We start from the raw sequence: 23,118 nt of genomic DNA on the forward strand, positions 1-23,118 counted from the left end.
CGCTTGGCAGCGCCTCAACGCAAGGTGGCGTGCCGCACTTGCAACTCTGCATCCACTGGGACGCATTGGCTCATCCTTCGGCTGCCGGCTTCACGCCTGACCGCGGCATTTTCGCCGCGTTTGCCTCAAATAGGGCGCATGCTTTCCGGTTGAAAAACTGGGCTACACTGACTACGCAGGGACCCCAGTGCCTCGCAGTCTTAGGAGCCCAGTGGCGTGCCTCAGGACAAGACCGGCGACGACCCCCGACAAGCGGCGGGGAATAAATTATCGGTCCTGCGCAAGCACCCGATCTTTGCGGATCTGGAGCCGGAGGCGCTGGATCAGCTCTGCCGTTACGCCAAGCACACGACGGTGAAGCGCGGCGCGACGATCGCCGCCAAGGGCGATCCCGGCAACAATCTGTTCGCGGTGATCACAGGGACGGTGAAGATTTCCTCGTCGTCGCCCGACGGCCGTAACGCCATTCTCAATCTGATCGGTCCCGGAGAGATCTTCGGCGAGATAGCGGTGCTCGACGGCGCCCCCAGGTCGGCCGATGCGACCGCCAACACCAATTGCGAGCTCTACATCATCGATCGCCGGGACTTCCTGCCGTTCGTGAAGAGCCAGCCGGCGCTCGCAATGAAATTCATCGAGCTGCTCTGCGCGCGCCTGCGCTGGACCAGTCAGCAGGTCGAGCAGGTGATCCTGCAAAATCTGCCGGGCCGGCTTGCGAGCGCGCTGCTCGGCCTCACCGAAGAGCGCAAGTTCGACTCCGGCAGCGGCACGCTCGCCATCACGCAGCAGGAGATCAGCGAGATGGTGGGGATGACGCGCGAGAGCATCAACAAGCAATTGCGCGCCTGGGCGGGCCGCAACTGGGTTCGCCTCGAGCACGGCGCCATCGTCGTGCTCGACATTAATGCCTTGCGCGAACTCGCCGAGAGCGGGCTCGACAGCTAGCTGTCGATGATCGCGACGGCGCGGGTCCAGCCCGCGGAGGCCCGCTCGATCTTCACCGGAAAGCACGAGACGGTGAACCCGGTCGAAGGCAGCTGGTCGAGATTGTGCAGCTTCTCGAGGTGGCAATAGCCGATGTGCCGCCCCGCCTTGTGGCCCTCCCAGATCAGGCCGGCATCTTTCGTTTCGGCATATTTCTTCGCGGTGTGGACGAACGGTGCGTCCCAGCTCCAGCCGTCGGTGCCGGTCAGCCGCACGCCGCGGTCGAGCAGATACATGGTGGCCTCGTAGCCCATGCCGCAGCCTGAGTTGACATAATCGGCTTGGCCGAACCTGGCGCCGGCGCCGGTGTTGACGACGACGATCTCCAGCGGCGACAGCGCATGCCCGATCCGCCTCAACTCCTTCTCGACGTCGTCGGCGCTCGCCACGTAGCCGTCGGGCAGATGCCGGAAGTCGAGCTTCACGCCGGGCTGAAAACACCATTCCAGCGGGACCTCGTCGATCGTCCATGACCGCTCGCCGCGATTCATGGTCGGATGGAAGTGCCAGGGCGCATCGAGATGCGTGCCGTTATGGGTCGACAGCGAGACCTGCTCGACGGCCCAGCCCTGGCCGTCCGGCAGATCCTGTGCCGTGAGGCCGTCGAAGAACTGCAGCATCCGCGGCAGGCCCTGCTGGTGATCGATGTACTGGATCGTCGGGTGATTGCCCGGCGGATCCGCCGTCACGTCGTTTCTGAGCGGCACGGAGATGTCGATCAGCTTCCGCGGCATAGGCATTCCTCGGGATGTCCCTTTTGCTTCGCAGCATCTTGAGAGGACCGCACCGGCGGCGTCAAGCAACGCGCATGAACGCTTGCAGCGTCAGACGACATATGATTTCGGAAAAACTGGACGAGGAGCCGGCTGTCTGCCCAAAGCCGGTCTGATCCATCGATGCAACTCTAGCATTGATCGATGCCGGATTTGGCTTGGACAGAGAATGCCGCGCGCCCTAGGGACGACGATGGCGCTTGACTTCACACCGGAAGTGGAGCGACCCAAGGCGGCCCGCAGCATCTGCCCAACGATATAATCACCTCAGGAGGAAGCCCAGATGAAGATACTCACCGGCGTCATCGCAGCCGCTCTGCTGGCGGTCTCAGCCCCCTTGGCGACCGCACGCGATTTCCGTTCCGCCGACATCCATCCCGCCGATTATCCAACCGTCGAGGCCGTCAAGTTCATGGGCAAGCAGCTCGCCGCGGCGAGCGGCGGCAAGCTCGGCGTGAAGGTGTTCCCCAACGGTGCGCTGGGCTCCGAGAAGGACACCATCGAGCAGCTCAAGATCGGCGCCCTCGACATGATGCGGATCAACGCATCGCCCTTGAACAACTTCGTGCCGGAAACCATCGCGTTGTGCCTGCCCTTCATCTTCCGGGACACGCAGCACATGCGCACTGTCCTTGACGGCCCGATCGGCGACGAGATCCTGGCGGCCATGGCGCCCGCAGGCCTGATCGGCCTTGCCTATTACGACAGCGGCGCCCGGTCCATTTACACCGTCAAGGCACCGATCAAGTCGCTCGCGGACGTCAAGGGTCTGAAAATTCGCGTCCAGCAATCCGACCTGTGGGTCGGCATGATCCAGAGCCTCGGGGCCAATCCGACCCCGATGCCCTATGGCGAGGTCTATACCGCTCTCAAGACCGGTCTGGTGGACGCTGCCGAGAACAACTGGCCCTCTTACGAGTCCTCGCGCCACTTCGAGGCCGCCAAGTTCTACAACGTCACCGAGCACTCCCTGGCGCCCGAAGTTCTCGTGATGTCCAAGACGGTCTGGGACACGCTGAGCAAGGAGGACCAGGCGATGGTCCGCAAGGCGGCCAAGGAATCGGTGCCCGTCATGCGCAAGCTCTGGGACGAACGCGAGCAGGCCTCCCGCAAGACGGTCGAAGCGGCCGGCGTTCAGGTCGTGACGATCGCCAACAAGGCGGAATTCGTCGACGCGATGAAGCCGGTGTACGACAAGTTCGCGGGTGACGAGAAGCTGAAGAGCCTCGTCAAGCGTATCCAGGACACGAAGTAAGACCATAGCGCCGGTCCGGCGTTGCCGACTGGCGACGCCGGACCGACGCATTGGACGCGCGCAAGGAGACTTGCAAGGAGACTTGGATGACAGACCCTCACGTCGCAGACCACGAACTGGACGTAGCCGGACGCCCGTCCACCGGCTTGCTGTCCCGGATCAATGCTCCCGTCGCTCGGCTAGGGATGTATCTGTCGGTGACCGGGCTGCTCGTCATCGTCACCATCGTCTTCTACCAGGTGTTCGGACGCTACGTGCTCAATTCCAGCCCGACCTGGACGGAGAACCTTGCGTTGGTTCTTATCCTGTATGTCACGTTGATCGGCGCCGCCGTCGGCGTGCGCGATGCCGGACATATCGGCATGGACAGTTTGCTGGTGATGCTGCCGGATCGCGCGCGGGAGAAGATCGAGCTTGTCATCCACGTCCTGGTCGCCGGCTTCGGCGTCGCGATGGCCTATAACGGCTGGATCCTCGGAGCGTCGGTCGGAACCGTGAAGATCCCCAATCTCGGGCTGCCCGAAGTCATCCGCTACGTGCCGCTGATCGCCTCCGGCGTCCTCATCGTCTCCTTTTCAATCGAGCACATCATCGCTCTCCTGCGCGGCGAAGAGGTCGTCCCCTCATGGAACTGATCATCCTCGGCGCCACTTTCTTCGGCTTCCTGGTCCTCGGCGTCCCGGTCGCCTTCGCGATCGGCCTCTCGGCGATTTGCACCATCCTCTACGAAGGCCTGCCGGTCGCGGTCATCTTCCAGCAGATGATGTCGGGGATGAACATCTTCTCCTTCCTCGCCATCCCGTTCTTCGTCTTCAGCGGTGAGCTGATGCTGCATGGCGGCGTCGCCGACAAGATCGTGCAGCTTGCCAAGAATCTCGTCGGACACATCCGCGGCGGGCTCGGCATGTCGAACGTGGTCGCCTGCACGCTGTTCGGCGGCGTCTCCGGCTCGCCCGTGGCCGACGTGTCGGCGATGGGGGCGGTGATGATCCCCATGATGAAGAAGGAAGGTTTCGACACCGACTACGCCGTCAACGTCACCACCCATGCCTCGCTGGTCGGAGCACTGATGCCGACCAGTCACAACATGATCATCTATGCGCTCGCCGCCGGCGGCAAGGTCTCGATCGGCGCGCTGATCGCCGCCGGCCTCCTGCCGGCCCTGGTGCTGATGGTGTGCATGCTGGTCGCCGCTTACGCGGTCGCGGTGAAGCGAGGCTATCCGGCCGGCAAGTTCCCGGGCTGGCCCGCGGTTTTTCGCTCGCTCGCAGCCGCTCTGCCCGGCCTTCTGATCGTCGGCATCATCCTGGCGGGCATCCTGTCCGGCGTGTTCACGGCCACCGAATCCGCGGCCGTCGCGGTCACCTACACGATCCTGCTGACGTTCTTCATCTACCGCACCATGACCTTGCCGAACTTCCTGCGCGCCGCGGCCAAGGCGGTGAAGACCACGGGCGTGGTGCTGCTGCTGATCGGCGTGTCCACCATGTTCCAGTATTTGATGGGGCTTTATGAGGTCGCCGACTTCGCCGGCGAGATGATGAGCAAGGTCTCGACGCAGCCCTGGGTCATCTTCCTGCTCATCAACGTCATCCTGTTCGTGCTGGGCACGTTCATGGACATGGCGGCGACCATCCTGATCTGCACGCCGATCTTCCTGCCGATCGCGATGAAGGCGGGCATGGATCCGGTGCAGTTCGGTATGTTGATGCTGATCAACTGCGCGCTCGGGCTGAACACCCCGCCGGTCGGGACGACGCAGTTCGTAGGCTGCGCCATCGGCGGCATCTCGGTGGGCGCGGTGATGCGCACCATCCTGCCGTTCTACGCCGCCCTGATCGCAGCTCTGATGTTCGTGACCTACGTCCCCGCCTTCTCGCTGTGGCTGCCGCGCCTGCTGATGGGCTACAAGGGATAGCAGCAATACAGGAGAATCTATCCGTGACTGACTATCGCAAGCTCTTCGATCTCACCGGCAAGACGGCCGTGGTGCTCGGCGCCGCCTCCGGCATCGGCAAGTCGTCGGCCGAGGCGCTGGCTGGGCTCGGCGCCCGTGTCGTCTGCGCCGATCGTGCGCTTGACGCCGCCGAAGCAACTGCCGCCGGCATTCGTGAGAAGGGCGGCTGGGCCGAAGCGGCTGGGTGTGACGCCGCGAGCGCTGCGGACGTCAATGCGCTGGCCAAGACCGTGATGCAGAAATTTTCGCGGCTCGACATCGCGGTGACGACGCCCGGGCTCAACATCCGCAAGACCATCCTCGATTACACCGAGGAGGATCTCGACCGCGTCCTCAACCTCAATATCAAGGGCACGGTCTGGTTCTTCCAGGCCTTCGGCCGCATCATGGTCGAGCAGAAGGGCGGCAGCATCATTGCCTGCTCCTCAGTGCGGGCGGTGACGATCGAGCCGGGCCTCGGCGTCTACGGCTCGACCAAGGCGGCGATCGGCCTGCTGGTGAAGGGCTTTGCTTCTGAGGTTGGACGCTCCGGCGTGCGCGTTAACGCGATCGCGCCGAGCATCGCCGAGACCGCGCTGACCGGCCCGTTCAAGCAGCGTCCCGACATCTACAATCTCTATGCCGGCCACACCGTGTTCAACCGCTGGAGCAGCGCCGACGAGGTCGCGACCGCCGTCGCCTATCTCGCCTCGGACGCCGCGAGCTATGTCAGCGGCAGCACGCTGTTCGTCGATGGCGGCTGGACTGCCGTCGACGGGCCGCCGACCGGCCTCACCCAGTTGCACACGTAGGGCGCTTACCTACCCGGTGAAGCCGGCGCGCTGGCGAAGCCCCTTGCGGTTTGCGCCGGTCAGCAACGCGATCAGCGCGGCCGCCTCTTGCGGATGTGCGGCCCGCGTGGTCACGCCGGCCGTGTACATCGTCACGAGCTCGCAGCCCGGCGGCAGCGCTCCTGACAGTGCGATGCCGTCGGTCGCGATGATTTCGGTGGCCTGGGTGCAGCCGATCGGATGCGCGGCGCTGGATGCCGCAAGCTCCCGCATCGCGGTCGCGCCGTTGGAAAAGATCTTGAGGTGCGAGGCGACCTCGTAGGAGATGCCGAGCTGATCCAGGACCTTTGCGACATGCTGTCCGGCGGTCGAGGCTTTCGTGTCCGGGACGTAGATCGCATCGGCGCTGCGCAGTACTTCGCGCAGATCGGCTTCAGTCTTCACTGTCACCCTGGGATCGCGGCTGCGGACCGCCAGCGCGGTTTCGACTCGCCCGACATCCGAGATCGAGGCGGGACTGACGAGCTGCTCTTCGGCAAGCTTTGCAAGCAGCGCCTGCGTCAGGATCACCAGATCGGCCGCCGTCCCCGCGCGCAGCTTGTCGGCCATGATGCCGACCGCGCCGAACTCGCCGTCGATGCCGAAGCCGGTCTGCGTCTTGAAGGGATCGCTGAGGCCGCGCACCAGGCCTTGCGCCGCGCCTCCGCTCAAAATGCTCAGTGTCGTCACGATGGCAGCTCCATGGCTGCAATGATCTTGTCGCGGGTGATCGGCAGGTCGCGCACGCGCACGCCGAGGCAATCGTAAACGGCATTTGCGATCGCGGCCGTCACCGGGCCGTGGGCGGCCTCGCCGGCGCCGACGGGCTCGATCTCCGGCCGCTGCACGATCTCGACATCCACCATTGGCACCTCGCTGAAGGTGAGGATCGGATAGTCGGTCCAGGACGTCGATGTGACGCGCGTGCGGTCGAAGCGGACGCGCTCCTTCAGCACCCAGCTCGTCGCCTGGATCGCGCCGCCCTCGATCTGGTTGATGACGCCGTCCGGGTTGATGGCCTCGCCGACATCGACCGCCAGCGTCAGCCGCTTGACGCGGATGTCTTCAGTGCCTTCGACCTCCGCAATGGCGGCGCAATAGGCCCCCGTATTCTTGTAGCGGGCGAAGCCGACGCCATGACCGATGCCGGCCTGCTTCTCCGGTTTCCACTGCGCGCGTCGTGCCGCGGCCCGGATGACGTCCTTCGCGCGTTCGTCGCGCAGATGGCGCAAGCGGAACGCGATCGGGTCTTCGCCGCGCAGGGCGGCGACCTCGTCGAGGAGGGACTCGATGGCGAACACATTGCCTTGTCCGCCGAGTGTGCGCAGCGCCGAGGTCCGCACCGGCATCGTCAGCAGCCGGTGGCTCGTGACCGTCCAGGACGGGAGGTCGTAGAGCGGAACGGAGTTGCGGTCGCCGCCGCCGCCATTGGCTGGGGGCGGATTGGTCGAGATCAAGCGCGGGTAGGGGTTCGTAATCTCGGTTGCGGCGAGCAGCGCGGGCTGCGCCGCGCGCCCCGGCCGCGCCGCGTGGCCGTTGCTCCAGATCGCATGGCGCCAGCCGACGATCTCGTTGTCCGCATTGAGATCGGCCTCGATCTCGATCGCCATCGCCGCGCCAAACGGTGCATAGGACATCTCGTCGTGGCGCGACCACTGCACCCGCACCGGACGGCCGCCGGCAGCTTTCGCCAGCAGCACGGCATCCAGCGCGACATCGTCAGCAGCATTGTGTCCGTAGCAGCCCGCGCCTTCCATGTGCTCGACCACGATGTTTTCTGGCGGCAGCTTGAGCACGATCACGAGGTCGGCCCGCAGCAGGTAGACGCCTTGGCTGTGGGTCCACACGTGGACGCGATCGCCGTTCCATTGGGCCATCGCACAGGACGGTGCGATCGAAGCGTGCGCGATGTAGGGACGGATGTATTGCCGGCGGAGGGTGCGAGCAGCTTTCTTTATCGTCGCCGCAGTGGTCCTGGTGTCGATGACATCAGTCTCGACCGGTTGGCCCTTCAGGAAGCCCGCCAGATCATCTTCATCTGGCAGCGGCTCGCCGGCCGACCATGTCGCGCCCTTGCGCAAGGCTTTCAGCGCGGCTTCCGCCGCTGCCTCGCTGTCGGCGACCACGCCGGAAAAACCGCCATCGCGGACGATCGCGACGAGGCCGGGAACGGCTATCGTCGCCGTCTCGTCGAGCGCGATCAGCCTGGCGCCCGAGATGTCCGGCCGCAGCACGCGTCCGTGCAGCAAGTCCGGCAGCGGACAGTCATGGATAAAGCGCGCCCGTGCCAACACCTTGTCGGGAATGTCGAAACGCTGGACCGAATGTCCGGCCACAGTGCGCTTGGCGACAATCTTCGCCGTCGCGCCCGCATTGGCGTCGCGGTCGAGCGAAACGTCGCCGGCCAACTCCCAATAGCTGGTCCTGACATTGCCGGGGCCCGAGATCGTGCCGTCATCGATCTCGAGCAGCGATGCATCGACACCGAGACGTTCGGATGCGGCGGCGAGGAAGCGCTGGCGCACCTCGGCACAGGCGTGGCGCAGCGCGCGGCCGGACTGCTGGATCGAAAGGCTGCCCGAGGTGACGCCCTCGTTCGGGCTTGCCGCCGTGGAGGCGCGGATCATCTCGATGCGACCAATATCGACGTCGAGCTCGTCGGCTGCGATCTGCGCCAGGGCCGTGACGATGCCCTGTCCGATCTCGACCTTGCCGGGCGAGATCGCCACACGGCCCTCGCCGATGAGCTTCACCCAGGATGACAGCTTGGGATTGGCCGCAAGGCTGACCGGCAGTGTCGGGGCAGGGGACGGCACACTCATGATGTCGCCATCTCCGCGGCCGCCCGCAACACGGCGCGGACCATGCGGTTGTGCGATCCGCAGCGGCACAGATTGCGATCGAGCGCGGCTCTCACCTCGGCCTCCGTCGGCGACGGATTGCGCTTCAGCAGCGCCGCCGCGCTGATCAGGATTCCCGATACGCAATAGCCGCATTGCATCGCCTGCTCGGAGATAAAGGCGCGTTGCAGCGGATGCGGTTGCTCCGCGGTGCCGAGGCCTTCCACCGTGACGACCTCCTTGTTGGCGACCGACCACATCGGCATGTCGCAGGAGGCCATCGCGCGATCACCGACCATGACATGGCAAGCGCCGCACTCGCCGGCCCCGCAGCCGAAATGCGGACTTGTGACGCCGAGCCGGCCGCGCAGCACATCCAGCAGCGTCTGATCCGGATCGGCATCCACGGCCGCGGCCGTGCCGTTGAGCTGGAATTGAATGGTCGGCATTGTCGCTCTGCGGCCTCAGGACTTGTCGAACTTCTTGACGACATCGGCCCATTTCTCGATGTCGCCGCGCAGGAACTTGTCGAATTCCTCCGGCGTCATCGACATGGGCACCGCGCCCTGCGCAGTCCAGAGTTTGACGATGTCGGAACGCTTCACCATTGCGTTCACGGCGGCATTGAGCTTGTCGATCACGGGTTTCGGCGTGCCGGCCGGAGCCATCAGGCCGAGCCAGATCGTGGCTTCATAGCCTGCGACACCCGCCTCGATCGCTGTCGGCACGTTCGGCAGCACGGCTGAGCGCTGCTTGCCGGTGGTCGCGAGCGCGCGGACCTGGTTCTCGCCGATGTTCGGCGCCATCGTCGGCACCGCGTCGATCATCATCTGCACCTGCCCGCCGATCACGCCGCTGCGCGCCTCGCCACTGTTGCGGTAAGGAACATGGACAAGATCGATGCCGGCCATGGCTTTGAACAGCTCGCCGGCCATGTGATAGGGCGTGCCCTGGCCGGACGAGGCGTAGTTCAACTTGCCCGGCTGCGACCTGGCGAGGGCGACGAACTCCTGCAGCGTCTTCGCTGCGACTTGCGGGTTCACCACGATGACGAGATCGGAAGAGTTCACCGGTGCGATCGGCGCGAGGTCGCGCATCAGCTCGTATTTGCGCTTGTCCGGCGTCAGCAGCGATTCGTTCGCGGTCTGGGTGTTGGACATCATCAGCAGCGTGTAGCCGTCGGGGGGCGACTTCGCCGCTTCGACCGTGCCGATGACGCCGCCCGCGCCGGTGCGGTTCTCGATCACGAAGGACTGGCCAAAACTCTCCTGGAGCGCATTGCCGATCTGCCGGGCCGCGACATCGGCGGGCCCGCCGGCGCCGAAGGGCACGACGATCCGGACCGTGTGGTTGGGATAATCCTGCGCCAGGGACGGGGCTGCGGCGAAGGTGCAGAGCAGACCGGCGGCCAGCGCCAGCATGAATTGTCGGGCCGTCACACCCACCTCCCTGATGTCGTTCTTGTTGCTTGGCACTGTAGCGGCAGGGGAGGCGGACTGTCGACGCCTCACAAAGCCGATGGCGCCTGGAATATCCGGCGGTTTTCGGTGTGGCGGCGCCGCCTTCGCGGTCGCGGCAGGAACCGGCGGCGCACGCGGTCTGAGCAAATCGCATGGGCGTTGCCGGATAAATACCCTCGGCTGACAGGTAGTTTGGTGTTACCAAATTGGACATGAACCAGCACGCCAAGATCGAAATCCGCCATTCGACCTGTCCGCATGATTGCCCGTCGGCCTGTGCCCTCGACATCGAGGTGGTCGAGGGGCGCAGCATCGGTCGTGTCCGCGGTTCGAAAAAGCAGACCTATACGGCCGGCGTGGTCTGCGCCAAGGTCGCCCGTTATGCCGAGCGTATCCATCATCCCGATCGGGTGACGTATCCCATGCGCCGCGCCGGGCCGAAGGGCTCCGGCCAATTTGCGCGGATCAGCTGGGACGAGGCGCTGGACGAGATTGCGGATCGCTTCAACCAGGCCGAGCGCGAATTCGGCGCGGAGTCAATCTGGCCCTATTATTACGCCGGCACAATGGGGCTGGTGATGCGCGACGGTCTCAACCGCCTCACCCATGTGAAGAAATATTCGCGGTTCTATCAGACCATCTGCGCCAATGTCGGCCGCATCGGGTTCGCGATCGGCACCGGCAAGATCGCCGGCGTCGATCCGCGCGAGATGGCGCTGTCCGATCTGGTGGTGATCTGGGGCACCAATCCCGTGAACACGCAGGTCAACGTAATGACGCACGCTGCCCGGGCGCGGAAGGAGCGTGGCGCCAAGATCGCGGCCGTCGACATCTACGACAACGAGACCATGAAGCAAGCGGATATCAAGATCATCCTGCGGCCCGGCACCGACGGCGCGTTCGCTTGCGGCGTGATGCATGTCCTGTTCCGCGACGGCTATGCCGATCGCGCCTATATGGACAAGTACGCCGACTGCCCTGACGAGCTCGAGGCGCATCTCAAGACGCGCACGCCCGAATGGGCGTCGGCGATCTCGGGCGTGCCGGCGGCGGAGATCGAGGCTTTTGCCAAACTGGTCGGCGAGACCAAGCGGACCTTCTTCCGGCTCGGCTACGGCTTCACCCGCTCGCGCAACGGCGCGGCGCAGATGCATGCTGCGAACTGCATTCCCGCGGTGACCGGCGCCTGGCAATATGAAGGCGGCGGCGCCTTCTTCAACAATTTCGCGCTGTGGCACTTCAACGAAGCCATCATCGAAGGCCACGACGCCATCGACCCAGCTATCCGCGCGCTTGACCAGTCGCAGATCGGCCGCATCCTGACCGGCGATTCCAAGGCTCTGCACGGCAAGGGTCCGGTCAAGGCGCTGCTGATCCAGAACACCAACCCGATGACAGTGGCGCCAGAGCAGGCACTCGTGCGGCAGGGGTTTGCGCGCGAGGATCTGTTCGTCGCGGTGCACGAGCAGTTCATGACCGAGACGGCTGAGATGGCCGACATCGTGCTGCCGGCGACGATGTTCATGGAACATGACGATCTCTATTACGGTGGCGGCCACCAGCACATCTCGGTCGGCCCGAAGCTGATCGACCCGCCCGGGGAATGCCGCTCCAACCACGAGGTGTTACAGGCGCTGGCGCCGCGGCTTGGCGCCAGTCATCCGGGGTTCGAGCTGACGCCGCGCGAGTTGATCGACGCGACGCTGAAGCTCAGCGACCACGGCGACATTGCCGGCCTCGAAGCCGACCTCTGGCGCGACCTGCAGCCGGATTTCCGCACGTCGCATTATCTCGACGGATTCGCCCACGCCGACAGGAAATTCCATTTCAAAGCGGATTGGGCGCATCCGCCGTTCGGCCAGACGATGGGTGACTTCGACAAGATGCCGTCGCTGCCGGACCATTGGGCGGTGATCGAGCATTCCGACCGAGCCCATCCGTTCCGGCTTGCCACGAGCCCGTCGCGCAGCTTCCTCAACACGACCTTCAACGAGACGCCGTCCTCCCAGGCGCGCGAGGGCAAGGCGAGCGTGATGATCCATCCCCTGGATGCGGCCGCGCTCGACATCGCCCATGGCGACGCCGTGACGCTCGGCAACGCCCGCGGCGAGACAACGCTGATCGCCACGCTGTTCGAGGGCGTGCGCCGCGGCGTGCTGATCGCGGAGTCCGTTCATCCCAACAAGAACCATATCGGTAACCGCGGCATCAACATGCTGACGGGCGCGGACACGATCGCGCCGATCGGCGGCGCCGCTTTCCACGACAACAAGGTCTGGATCAGGAAAGTGGTGGCGGCCTGATCCGCAACATGCGCTTCGATGGGGTTACAAGTTTGTGTCGAGACGCTAAAGCGGCGCCGCGCCGCAAATTGCCCTTGCACCTTTGGCCCGAGCTGCCGCAAATGGCTGCAAAACGGAGAGCCCAAGGAAGCGAGCGCGCCATGACCGACACCACAGCCGTGATCACCGAGAAGCGCGGGCAGGCGCTCTGGATCACCATCAACCGGCCCGAGAAACGCAATGCGCTGAATGGCGAGGTCATCGCCGGCATCACGCGCGGCTATCGCGACGCGCATGACGACAAGGATGTCCGAATCATCGTGCTGACGGGCGCGGGCGACAAGGCGTTCTGCGCCGGCGCGGATCTGCAGAACTCCGGCGCGGCCTTCGCGATGGATCATTCGAAGCCGAATGTCGACTATGCTGATCTGCTGCGGTTGTCGCAGAACGCGACCAAGCCCGCGATTGCGCGCCTCAGCGGCGTCTGCATGGCAGGCGGCATGGGCCTGCTCTGCATGACCGACATGGCCGTCGCCGCCGATCACGTCATCTTCGGCCTGCCGGAAGTGAAGGTCGGCGTGTTCCCGATGCAGGTGTTGAGCCTGTTGCAGGCGATCGCGCCACCGCGCCTCGTCAACGAATGGGCGTTGACCGGCGAGCCGTTCGACGCGAAAGCGGCATTGGCAGCAGGCCTGCTGAACTACGTCGTGCCCACGGCCGAGCTGGATGCCAAGGTCGACTGGCTGATCGGCCGCATCGTCGACAAATCCCCGACCGCGATCCGTCGCGGCAAATACGCGATGCGCGCCATCGCCTCGATGTCGTTCGACGAGAGCATCGCCTACACCGAAAGCCAGATCGCGCTGCTTGCCATGACCGAGGATGCCAAGGAAGGGCTGAAGGCGTTCAGCGAGAAGCGCAAGCCGGTGTGGACGGGAAAATAGGCGATCCTTTCAGCGCATTGATCGTGCTGCCATCGGCCGACGTGCCATTATTCCGAGGGGAGATTGGCGTTTAGCCGAATAAGGAGAGATCTTGTCCGCTCTTCGCGACGCTTTTTTGTGGCAATGATCAACTGCCTGGCCGTACGCTTGGCGTAGGTTGGCAGTTGGCGACTTGATCTATGACGACCAGCCGCGCGCAACTCTGCATCCGTGAGATCGCTGTCGGCGCCCTCGGTAAATCCTCCGTGTCGGAAAGACCTAAAAGAAAGCTCCTGACGTAGGCCAGCCTCTGTGATGATGGTTTTTACCACACTACGTAGATAGCGGAGATCCTTGCGTGGGGTAATCCATGGTAGCGGGATTGCCGACTGACGATGCGCATGATCACGACGGAATACCAGACCGGAGAGGGTGGTCCTCTTGATCTCGTCGAGTTCCTCCATAAGCTCAGGAAAGAGAGGGGTGCCCGTTTCGTCTGATAGTGGCCACCAAGCCTCGTCTCCATTCTTCGGATGCACGATTCTGACGCTATTTGGCCGCTCGCTGGGTCGATAATGCGAAATGTCGAAGGCGCCAATTACAGCGCAGGTGACCGAAAATGTTTTCGACACGCCGACCGGGCGCTTTCTGCTTGTGCCTCAGGGAGCGCGTCTGATCGGCATGTACGACAGTCAGGTCACCTTCGGCCAGTCACGTGTACTGCTCGTCTGGACACGCCTGATCATGCCAAATGGACGTTCGATTGTTCTCGAGCGGCAGCCTGGCGCTGATACCGCCGGGTATGCAGGCCTCAAAGACCAGGTCGACAATCACTGGGGTGAGCTATTCAAGGCTGCGGCATTATCGACGTTTCTGGCGGTCGGGACCGAACTAGGTGCCGGCTCGGACGCCAACAGCAACGACAGCGCAATCATCCAGGCATTGCGACACGGCGCCTCCGACTCCCTTAACCAGACCGGACAGCAGGTGGTTCGGCGCAGTCTCAACATTCAGCCGACTCTGACCGTGCGGCCTGGTTTTCCGGTTCGTGTCCTTGTCAATCGTGACCTCGTACTTGCGCTATACGGAGGCTAACGGTTTGCCCAAGCTTAGAATAGGGGCACTGCCCGACGACAAGCCCGTCAAGGTCACCACTGAGATTCCAGCATCAGTGCATCGGGATCTCGTCGCCTATGCAGAGGCCCTGGCAATCGAAAGCGGGCAGCGCGTCGATCCGGCAAAGCTGATAGCGCCCATGCTGGCGCGCTTCATGGCCACGGATCGCGGCTTTGCGAAGGTACGGCGTGCGATTTATTCGCGAGAATTAAGCGCAGGATAGCGTTCACCCAAAAGTGTGAGGAGGCTCAGTAGGGCCGGGCTTTCGTTATCAGGTCGCCAGTGTGCGGATAAGCCAATCCTGCTAGCTCCTGTTCCATCGCGCAGTTCGCGGTAGACCAAGCCAGGGAAAGTCGCGCCCGTCTCCGACTCCATGACCAGGCTAATCCCAAGGCCCATGCTGATGAGGCTTTTGATGATACCTCTGCTGACATCGTGCCGTTCTATCCTCGGTCGGTCAGCGCATACGAGCTTGGATGTCAGCAAGTCCTCGAGTTCCGGCCCGGGATCGTGTTGGCTCAACAAAACCTTCTCATTCCTAAGGTCGGTCCAGTAGATACTATCGCGTGCAGCCATCGGGTGATCTTGAGGCAAGGAAATGAGCACCCGCTCACTCCAAAGTGGCCAAACATGGTTGCCCGGCAATGGCACCTCGCCCGTAAGGAAAAGAAGATCGAGGCTGCCGTTCCGGAGAGCCGTCGTTAAGCCAGTTTTTGATCGTTCCGCCGTGACTAGTTCGATAGCCGGAAAGCGACGCTTGAAGTCCAGCAATGTGGCGCGCAAATTGCCTGCTGACATAGATGTGCAAAACCCCACGCGCAGGTATTCTGGTTCGCACCCACCGCTGGATGTCCGCGTTTTCATAAGGGCATCGATCTGCTCCAGGATAGTTCTCGCAGCCCGCAAGACATTTCGACCGGCGGGCGTCAGCCTCACTCCGCTGCTCGAACGCTCGAACAGCATCATCCCGATGGACTGCTCGAAGTGCTTGATGGACCTGCTGAGCGCCGAATGGCGAACGGAGAGCAGTTCCGCAGCCCGTCGGAAGCTACCGCAATCGGCCGCGGCGACTGCGGATCGGAGATGATGGAGATCGACGTTGTTGATGGTGGCGCGGTTAGTATCGCCGTCCTTTGATGCGTTGATATTCATCCCAGAGAGCCGAACAAGACCACATTTTAGACGGGCCAAAAATCTTTCGACCTCAGCTTTAGGTTGTAACTTCAACCAAGAGATGATGACAGATTTATGAACACAAATGCCAGCGTCCAGAAGCAATGGCCACGGTTGCGTAGGCATCCGTGATCAGTACAGCCGAGTGATCGTGCTCATCCTTTGCTTTCCAAGTGCGCAATTTGACAACGTTCATAGCCGCCTCCCCCGTCAGCTCAGCGAGCGTCTCATTTCGTAAGCTCGGATCGGAAACCGCCGGCTGACATGCAGCGGCCGCCCCGGCGATCACCTGACAGTATTGCTGCTTTTGCCACGCATTCGACGTTAAGTAACTCTGCAGCAGGCGCCGTGCCCTCGACTTAAGGTGTCTACGATCCTCTCGGATCCCTTGGTGATGTGAGCTGAACCAACTGAACATTGTTCGCCCGTGCGCATCAAGCCGAATGGGGGAGGGCGCGCTGGACCCATTAGATTCCAGATGCGCTCCGGAGGCAATTCACTTCACCACACCATTTTGGAGCGCGCCGGCAGCACCGGATGAAGCCTGGTCCCTAAAGCGACGCCGATGTTCTCGATGCGCCGGCCGACACGCAAATTGCGCCTGCGGCGGCCCAGGCCGGGGAGCCGATGAAAGACGCGGGCGCCGCGGCGACAGCTACCTGCTCCTTCCGTTAGATGGCAGTTCTTATTTCATGGAGATGAATACGCGGTCGCAAGTCGAGCGCCCGGTGATCGAGTTGATCACCTAGATCGATGAATGCGTCCGCCTGCCGCCGGAGCTCGTCCGCGACCATCGGAGGCTGCGTCGCGATGGTCGACACCACGCTCACCCGTACGCCTCGGCGCTGCACCGCCTCCACCAGTGAACGGAAATCGCCTTTCGCCCGAAACAGAACCATTTCGTCGACATCGCCAGCCAACTCCATGGCATGCACCGCGAGTTCGACGTCCATATTGCCCTTGACGTTGCGCCGTCCGAACGAGTCGACGAATTCCTTCCATAGGACTCAAAGCGGGACCCACATTCGTTCCGGCCGTGGAACCAAATCCACGCCGCTCAGTAATCTACCAGGGACGTGCAGTTAGCGGAGACAGACCGGTCCAACCATTGAGGTGCGCGCCACCTAAGGGTGGCGGGAGCGGAGATGCGATAATGCCGGCTGCATTCGGCGCCGCGGCGGCAGTTGCTCTTTTTGTAATTCCAGTCTCGGCGCTTTCCCAATCACTTGAGATTGTACCGGGCGGCGTCCGGATGCGAGGTGGGGAATGCGAGCAATTGCGGCGAGCCTGCGAAAACAAGGACGTGCTAGGCGAAGGAAATTGTCGGCGATACAGGGAGACCTGCCAACGGCCAGTTCGGAGGGATGCGTGCGCCGAATTGCGACAAGCCTGCCTGAACAAGGACGAATTGGGCGAACGAGGCGAAGGAAATTGCCGCAGGTACCGCCAGACCTGCAGAGGGCGCTTGTAAAGCGCTGATGGTCGGTGTGGTACAGTGATCCGCCATCGCTCGCGACCCCACATGCACAGCACCCCGGAGGCCGCCCCGATCGGCGGCTTTCGTTTATGTCGGGTCTAGCCTGCGACGTCGCCTTTGGGCCCCATAACCGAATTCGAGACGCATCTCATTAACGCCCGCTTCATGGGGCTGGAGCGGACGTCTGACCGCCATCTTCGCGCCAAGCTCCTGCTTGAGGATTATCGAAGCCGCGTTATCCCGCCGCGCGTTCCTGCTGCGCGCCAACGGAGCCCGTCATGTCGAAATTGGCAATCGTATTAGTGTCGGCATTTGCTGTCACTTTGGCCACGGCGCAAGATACTGCGTCAGGACAAAGGCGAGGGCCGGCCACTACCAGCACGTATGAAACACACCTTTTCCTATTTGATGGACCGATGCGAGGTGATGGCATCCGGCACCGAAGCCAGCCCACAATCGTCACCCCAACGCCGGGGCCATTGACCCCTGAGGCACTGGAGACCCCGACAAGATCCGGATCATTCCCGACCGCACTAACGCGAGCTGGCCCGGGGTGCGGCGCGTCTCAACATTTCCCGGCCTCCCTCCGGCCGAAGCCCTCGATCATACCTTAGATACGATCACAGCCCGCTACGGAGAGCGCACAACCAACATGGTAGCCATGCAACTCGAATATCCGCGAGGCTAGGCGCTCTCTGAAGTACCGCTGATGCATCTCTAGGGGACTTACAAGAAGGAAGCGGTGCCCTGTTAAGACATCTGCGGCATCTCAGCGGTCCCGTCCTCCAAGACCGATAGCTAACAACCTCTGCAAGTGCAGCATACCGCGCCCAGCCACGTGATGGACTACGTCATCCAGCGATCGACCCCTTTGCGGTCAGGCTAACATTGGCCAGCGGCTTCTAGTATCCCTTTTTGAAGGCAGGCAATACGTTCGGTGCACTCACCGCCTGTTCGGCTTGTAGATAAACATAGCGAAGGCCGCGCGTTGTGCGAAGTCCCAGCTTTCGGTGACTAGCCATCGATTGGTCAGCCGTCAGAACGTCTCGGTGATCTTGCTCAGGCGAGGTGGACGATCCGGGTCAAATCCGCAGGCCCGGGCGGCCTGCTCGATCATCCGATAGGCCGGAATCAGCATGGTCATCGGGTCGGTGGCGGGATCATCCGCGGCCAGCCAGGGCAGCGAGCCACGCGGTCCGCCGCATAGATGAAGCGCGATTTTTTGCCCGCGCAATTCTTCTGCCAGCGCGTCCACCATGGCCGCCGTTTCATCCATCAGGCGCATGATGATGACCGGCGTGCGCGAGGATAACGCGGCGCGCGGCCCATGCTGCAGCTCGGCGGCGCTCAGACCAATGGAAGGCAGGCGCAGGATTTCCGAAAGTTTGAGCGCCATCTCCCGCGCCGAGCCCAGGCCTAGGCCCCGTGCCGCCACAAACACCGCTGACGCTTTGGTGAGATCGTCAGCAATTCCCGACCAGTCGAGCGGTAGCGCGCAGTGCAGGCGCTCGGGCAGCCTGTCGAGGGCTGATCGCAGTGCATGATCTCCCGCCAGCTCGGCAACAAGTCCGGCGCCGGCGGCCATCGAGCCGATCACGGTCTTGGTCGCCGCTACGGAGTGCTCCTGTCCGGCTTCGATCGGAACAACGAATTCCGCTTCGTCAGCCACCGGCGACGACGTCGCATTGACGATGGCGATGGTGCGGGCACCCGCGGCGCGCGCCGACCTGGTCGCCGCGACAAGATCCGGGCTGCGCCCGGATTGCGAGATCACGATGAACAGCGCATGGCGCAGCATCAACGGCGTGCGAAAAGCCGTGATCACCGAAGGAGCGCTGGCTGAAACGGGAAGGCGAAGCCGCGTCTCGACAAGGTATCTCAAGTAAACCCCGGCATGCCCCGAGCTGCCCCGGCCGCACACGACGCACAGGGGCGCACAGCCAATCCCAATTCGCTGTGCGATGTCGCGCGTGGCCGGGCGATTACCAAGGGTTTTGGCGACAACATCCGCGCTTTCTCCGATTTCGCTCGCCATCGCGGATGTCGTCACGGCTCGACCGCTCCGCCTTGCTTGCGCGCCGCTCCCATGGGATGCCGATCACGATGCGAGTCACGATCCCCGGCGAGCTCGGCAAACACGCGCCGAAGATTGCCGTCACAGTTTTTCAGGATGGTCTCGGCATCGAGGCTGTCGACACCCAACGCCAGCAGGCCTGCCGTCTTGATGTCTCCCTCGGCCTGCTCAAGCCAGTGTGCCGCGTGCGACGGATCACAGTGCGCGATTTGCGCCACCATGGCCTCGGCGCGCCGCTTCAGCTTGGCATTGGTCGGCTGCATGTTCACCATCATGCCGCGGTACACCCGGCCAAGGCGCAGCATGATTCCTGAGGAGATCAGGTTCAGCACGACCTTTTGCGCGGTGCCGGCCTTCATCCGCGTGGAGCCGGCAATCAACTCGCGGCCCGTCTCGATCAGCACCGGAAACTTTGCCGACGCCAGCAGTACGGTGCCGGGATTGTTGGCAACGCCGATCGTCACTGTACTAAAAGAGCCTGCCTGCTGCAGCGCCCCGACCGTGAATGGCGTTGTTCCGCTGGCGGCAACGGCGATCACAACGTCGTGCGACGTGAGCCGCGCGGCATTGATCTGTGTGACCGCGCCATCGATATCATCCTCAGCACCTTCGATGCTGGTGACGAACGCGCTGTCTCCGCCGGCGACGATGAAGTGAACGCGCTCGCTGGGCCATGCGAAGGTCGGCATCAACTCGGCGCCGTCCTGGACCGCCACGCGGGCCGAGGTGCCGGCGCCGACATACACTATGCGTCCATGATCACCCAGCGCCGCTTTGGCGGCCTCGGTCGCCGCAGTGATCGCGGGAAGGGCAGGGCCGATCGCCGCGACTGCCGCAAGCTGGCCCTCCCACATCGCTTCCATCGCTGACGCGAGCTGCCATGCATCAAGATCGGCAAAGCGGGGATCGACTTCTTCGGTGGCCATATAATTGATCCATGCTCCATCAAACGCGGAACTTTGAAGCCTGCTCTTGGTCAGCTTCTCTCTTGGGCAGGTCTTTGCTGGGCACCTCAAGCCGCCCTCGCGCCACCAGTAATGCGCCGGCCGCCCCGTCGGCATCAGGACACCTCAGGCGCGCGCGCAGGTCTGGCGTCAGCCACGGCGTAATGGCATCCGCGAGCCCGCCTACCAGCGAGAGCCGGTCAATTCCTCTCGCCAGGAAAAGATCAAGCAGATCGCCAATGGCATCGGCCGCGCGTTCGACAATGCGACGGCCGACCGGATCGCCCTGATTGGCGTGCCGCATCACGATCGGCGCGAACGCTGCGTAGTCTGTGGCCCTGGCTTCTTCAGACCAGGCCACCGCCTGATAAGGATCATGGTCGAAGGCGCCCAGCACCTCTGAAAGCAATGGGGTCAGCTCGCCGCGGCGATCCGCGGCCCGCAGCGCCAGTCGAACAACCTGCAGGCCGATGTCGGCGCCGCTGCCTTCGTCCGACAGGGGAAAGCCGTAACCGGCGAGACGGACTTCGCGGCCGTCGATCAGGCCGACACCCACCGAGCCGGTGCCGGCTACCACGATGGCCCCGTCCGCAACGCTATGGGCGCCGAGACAGGCCGCCAGGCCGTCGCTGATGAAGATGACCGACGCAAAGGGATGCGCGATCTTGTTGAGGGCCGCTTCCGCACCGCGGCGACCGAGACCGGCAAGGCCAATTCCGGCGTGCATCCGCGCGAAATCCTCGCGCGTCAGTCCGGCCTGTGCGGCTGCCGCTTCAGTGGCTTCCATGATGGACCGCCAAGCATTGTCAAAGCCAATCCGCGTCGTGGCGGGCCCCGCGCTTGCTCCACCGAGTACCCTGCTGCTTTCGTCCTCGATCCGGGCGCGGCAGCGGGTTCCGCCGCCATCAATGCCGAGATACGTGGTACCTTTTGTTCCCATGGAAAGTTAACGCGGAGATTTCTTTCCGGGTCCCGCCGAAGCTGCTTGGTGTACATTTGAGGGCCTTCTACGGGACTCGCCTCACGGTCCGTGACTGCCATTCTCGGATCAATACAGATGGGCAACGCTGGTTATTCCGCTCCCACGATTTCCGCGCAGCACATCTTTGATGGTGCCGACATGCGCGGGCCGGGGTCGGTCAGAATCTCGCAGGGGCGGATTGAAAGCATCACCTTCGGCGAGGCGGAGGCGCGCGCCTCAATCCATCTTCCCGGAGACGCGATCCTTGCACCCGGATTCATCGACATCCAGGTCAACGGAGGCGGCGGCGTTCTTCTCAACGACCAGCCCACGGAGGCTGGCGTCCGACGCATCGTTGAGGCGCACCGCAAGGCGGGGACCACGGGCTGCTTGCCGACCCTCATCACCGATCGCAGCGAGGTCATCGAGCGATTGGCTGCAGTCGGCCAGGCTTGCCTGACGATTCCCGGCGTTCTCGGCTTTCATCTGGAAGGACCGGCCCTCAACAGGTCTCGCAAGGGCATTCATCCGGAAGCCGAGATACGCGTGCCGGATCGGCGCGATCTCGCGGCAATCAAAAGTTTTGGGGGGTGCGGCCGCTCCATGGTGACCTTGGCCCCGGAATGCGTGCCCGCATCCATGATCGATGAGTTGATCGGCGCCGGATTGCGTATCGCGGCCGGCCACAGCGACGCCACCGCAGCCGAAATCGGGCAGGCGGTCGATCGCGGTGTCTCGGGGGCGACCCATCTGTTCAACGCCATGTCGCAGTTGAACCCCCGGGAGCCGGGCCTGGTCGGCGCCGCGCTTGACGATGACCGGCTGTTTGCAGGGATCATCTGCGACGGCATCCACGTTGATCGCGCCGGTTTGCGCGTTGCGTTCCGCTGCAAGGGACGTGATCGATTGATGCTGGTCACCGATGCCATGCCACTGGCGGGCACCGACGACCGGCAATTCTTGCTACAAGGAAGGCACGTCACGTTGCACGAAAATCGCCTGACGGGCCCCGATGGCACACTCGCTGGCGCTCACCTCACCATGATCGAGGCGCTGCGCAACGCTGTTGAGTTGCTCGAAATCTCCCTTCTTGATGCCCTCATCATGGCTTCTCGGACGCCCGCGGCATTTCTGGGCCTTGAGTCCGAGCTTGGACGGATCGCGCCCGGATACCGCGCGGACCTTGTCGCCTTCAATCCGAACTTTGAAATCGTCGGCACATGGATAGGCGGTGTCGGTTCGACGGGCAGAGAACTTCACGCTGAAGATTGAAGGAGAGGACGCAAGTCGGCGACCCGGTTCATAGTGGACCACCGACTCGCAACCGCGACACGGAGGCGGGCGGTGTTGACCATCTCTTCCCGCTGGTGCTTGGGAAAGCCTCCAAGAGATCCGTCAAGCAACAGTGGCTGCCGTTCTCTCAGAACTCCGCAACGAAATCGCAACGAATTGGGTGAAGCGACCGTGAACAAAGCGGGACGGAAACGCCTGTCATCTCAATAATCAATAACTCAGGAGATGTTCACTGCGTTCGGGACGCACGAGATGGGCTCGATCAGATCGCAACTTGAACCGACTGTCGGTATTGGTAGTTGCGCTTCCCCGCGACCACCGACTCTTTCGACATACCGGCGCACGCGACCGGAAGGGTCGCCTTTAGGTGACTCAAGCCTGCGCGCCTCCCTTGATCGGCATCACCTTTTTGGAATCGAGCCAGTTGTCGATCCGATCAGCCCAGTGCTGCATCAGCTTCGTGCGCGAGCCGATCGCCGCGCGGGGTCCGTGCCTCTTGTGGAGACCTTCCACAGTAGAGTTACCGGAATGCGCGAGCTGCAGCTCGACGACACCGCCATCTCAAGCCTTGGCGTCCTTGATCCCATCGTGGTGAGACAGGCTCGAGAACGTGGTTCGGAAACCGTGGGCACAACGAGAAGGATACGTATTGACCGGTCCTTCGATCGGCGGCCGGGTATCGCAAATCGCCGGTCAAACTCTTGAAGGTGCGGACGGCTAAAGCGGGGCTGATGCAATCGTTCCTCACGGCGAACAGATGAGCCGCCGCAAGCAGTGCCTTGTTTTTGGCAAGCATC

General features: G+C 63.2%; 18 protein-coding genes and 2 pseudogenes. 10 read left to right on the top strand and 10 right to left on the bottom strand.

Going from position 1 to position 23,118, the window contains the following annotated elements:
• Positions 1-216 precede the first annotated feature (216 nt).
• Positions 217-945: a Crp/Fnr family transcriptional regulator gene (locus tag IVA93_RS11995; RefSeq protein ID WP_018454810.1), complete on the top strand. Its 729-nt coding sequence runs from the start codon at positions 217-219 to the stop codon at positions 943-945.
• Here IVA93_RS11995 and IVA93_RS12000 read toward each other — a convergent pair.
• Positions 942-1,718 carry a cyclase family protein gene (locus IVA93_RS12000; protein ID WP_247297017.1) on the bottom strand — a complete coding sequence of 259 codons (777 nt, stop codon included), beginning with the start codon at positions 1,716-1,718 and terminating at the stop codon, positions 942-944. The genes IVA93_RS11995 and IVA93_RS12000 overlap by 4 nt on opposite strands.
• A 322-nt stretch (positions 1,719-2,040) precedes the next feature.
• Here IVA93_RS12000 and IVA93_RS12005 point away from each other — a divergent pair, with 322 nt between their 5' ends.
• The 4 genes from IVA93_RS12005 to IVA93_RS12020 all read left to right on the top strand — a co-directional run bounded on the left by IVA93_RS12005 (position 2,041) and on the right by IVA93_RS12020 (position 5,760).
• On the top strand, positions 2,041-3,012 hold the full coding sequence (locus tag IVA93_RS12005) for a TRAP transporter substrate-binding protein (RefSeq protein WP_085349491.1): 972 nt from the start codon (positions 2,041-2,043) through the stop codon (positions 3,010-3,012).
• An 86-nt stretch (positions 3,013-3,098) separates the two neighbouring features.
• Positions 3,099-3,647 (top strand): TRAP transporter small permease, encoded by a 549-nt coding sequence (locus IVA93_RS12010; RefSeq protein ID WP_026232817.1) that lies wholly within the window; start codon positions 3,099-3,101, stop codon positions 3,645-3,647.
• The gene (locus IVA93_RS12015) at positions 3,638-4,930 is read left to right on the top strand and encodes a TRAP transporter large permease (protein WP_247297019.1); all 1,293 of its coding nucleotides are present in this window, start codon (positions 3,638-3,640) and stop codon (positions 4,928-4,930) included. The genes IVA93_RS12010 and IVA93_RS12015 overlap by 10 nt, the downstream gene beginning before the upstream one ends.
• A gap of 23 nt (positions 4,931-4,953) precedes the next feature.
• On the top strand, positions 4,954-5,760 hold the full coding sequence (locus IVA93_RS12020) for an SDR family NAD(P)-dependent oxidoreductase (RefSeq protein ID WP_247297020.1): 807 nt from the start codon (positions 4,954-4,956) through the stop codon (positions 5,758-5,760).
• A 9-nt stretch (positions 5,761-5,769) separates the two neighbouring features.
• Here IVA93_RS12020 and IVA93_RS12025 read toward each other — a convergent pair whose 3' ends face one another.
• From IVA93_RS12025 to IVA93_RS12040, 4 genes are read right to left on the bottom strand one after another with little or no spacing between them, the layout of a single operon-like run.
• Positions 5,770-6,468, bottom strand: coding sequence for a molybdate ABC transporter substrate-binding protein (locus IVA93_RS12025; protein ID WP_247541614.1), 699 nt, complete (start codon positions 6,466-6,468; stop codon positions 5,770-5,772).
• Positions 6,465-8,600, bottom strand: a complete 2,136-nt coding sequence (locus tag IVA93_RS12030) for a xanthine dehydrogenase family protein molybdopterin-binding subunit (RefSeq protein ID WP_247541616.1) — start codon at positions 8,598-8,600, stop codon at positions 6,465-6,467. Before IVA93_RS12030 ends, IVA93_RS12025 begins: the two co-directional genes overlap by 4 nt.
• Complete coding sequence (locus IVA93_RS12035) at positions 8,597-9,067, bottom strand: (2Fe-2S)-binding protein (RefSeq protein WP_247541618.1); 471 nt, start codon at positions 9,065-9,067, stop codon at positions 8,597-8,599. The genes IVA93_RS12030 and IVA93_RS12035 overlap by 4 nt, the downstream gene beginning before the upstream one ends.
• Before the next feature lie 15 nt (positions 9,068-9,082).
• Positions 9,083-10,039, bottom strand: a complete 957-nt coding sequence (locus IVA93_RS12040; protein WP_247541688.1) for a Bug family tripartite tricarboxylate transporter substrate binding protein — start codon at positions 10,037-10,039, stop codon at positions 9,083-9,085.
• 251 nt (positions 10,040-10,290) lie between these two features.
• On the opposite strand from IVA93_RS12040, the gene IVA93_RS12045 reads away from it, so the two are divergent.
• The 4 genes and pseudogenes from IVA93_RS12045 to IVA93_RS12060 all read left to right on the top strand — a co-directional run bounded on the left by IVA93_RS12045 (position 10,291) and on the right by IVA93_RS12060 (position 14,622).
• Complete coding sequence (locus tag IVA93_RS12045; protein WP_247541621.1) at positions 10,291-12,381, top strand: molybdopterin-dependent oxidoreductase; 2,091 nt, start codon at positions 10,291-10,293, stop codon at positions 12,379-12,381.
• 140 nt (positions 12,382-12,521) lie between these two features.
• On the top strand, positions 12,522-13,304 hold the full coding sequence (locus IVA93_RS12050) for an enoyl-CoA hydratase/isomerase family protein (RefSeq protein ID WP_018454799.1): 783 nt from the start codon (positions 12,522-12,524) through the stop codon (positions 13,302-13,304).
• Positions 13,305-13,880: 576 nt separating this feature from the next.
• A pseudogene (locus IVA93_RS12055) lies at positions 13,881-14,378 on the top strand (TraB/TrbI/VirB10 family type IV secretion system protein); the annotation flags it as partial.
• Between the two features lie 4 nt (positions 14,379-14,382).
• On the top strand, positions 14,383-14,622 hold the full coding sequence (locus tag IVA93_RS12060; RefSeq protein ID WP_247364588.1) for a DUF2274 domain-containing protein: 240 nt from the start codon (positions 14,383-14,385) through the stop codon (positions 14,620-14,622).
• Here the strand turns inward: IVA93_RS12060 and IVA93_RS12065 are convergent.
• The 5 genes and pseudogenes from IVA93_RS12065 to IVA93_RS12085 form a co-directional block, all read right to left on the bottom strand.
• Positions 14,595-15,551, bottom strand: coding sequence for a LysR family transcriptional regulator (locus IVA93_RS12065; RefSeq protein ID WP_247361554.1), 957 nt, complete (start codon positions 15,549-15,551; stop codon positions 14,595-14,597). The genes IVA93_RS12060 and IVA93_RS12065 overlap by 28 nt on opposite strands.
• Before the next feature lie 692 nt (positions 15,552-16,243).
• Positions 16,244-16,570, bottom strand: a pseudogene (locus tag IVA93_RS12070) (NYN domain-containing protein); the annotation flags it as partial.
• Positions 16,571-18,085: 1,515 nt separating this feature from the next.
• Positions 18,086-19,084, bottom strand: coding sequence for an SIS domain-containing protein (locus tag IVA93_RS12075; protein WP_247367350.1), 999 nt, complete (start codon positions 19,082-19,084; stop codon positions 18,086-18,088).
• A gap of 11 nt (positions 19,085-19,095) precedes the next feature.
• The gene (locus IVA93_RS12080) at positions 19,096-20,049 is read right to left on the bottom strand and encodes an N-acetylmuramic acid 6-phosphate etherase (protein ID WP_247367352.1); all 954 of its coding nucleotides are present in this window, start codon (positions 20,047-20,049) and stop codon (positions 19,096-19,098) included.
• Between the two features lie 19 nt (positions 20,050-20,068).
• Positions 20,069-21,007 carry a glucosamine kinase nucleotide-binding domain-containing protein gene (locus tag IVA93_RS12085; protein ID WP_247485315.1) on the bottom strand — a complete coding sequence of 313 codons (939 nt, stop codon included), beginning with the start codon at positions 21,005-21,007 and terminating at the stop codon, positions 20,069-20,071.
• A gap of 117 nt (positions 21,008-21,124) precedes the next feature.
• Here IVA93_RS12085 and nagA point away from each other — a divergent pair, with 117 nt between their 5' ends.
• On the top strand, positions 21,125-22,300 hold the full coding sequence (gene nagA, locus IVA93_RS12090; RefSeq protein ID WP_247367367.1) for an N-acetylglucosamine-6-phosphate deacetylase: 1,176 nt from the start codon (positions 21,125-21,127) through the stop codon (positions 22,298-22,300).
• The last annotated feature ends 818 nt before the right edge of the window (positions 22,301-23,118 follow it).

Origin of the sequence: Bradyrhizobium sp. 155 (genome assembly GCF_023101105.1) — a bacterium.
Taxonomy (GTDB): domain Bacteria; phylum Pseudomonadota; class Alphaproteobacteria; order Rhizobiales; family Xanthobacteraceae; genus Bradyrhizobium; species Bradyrhizobium canariense_D.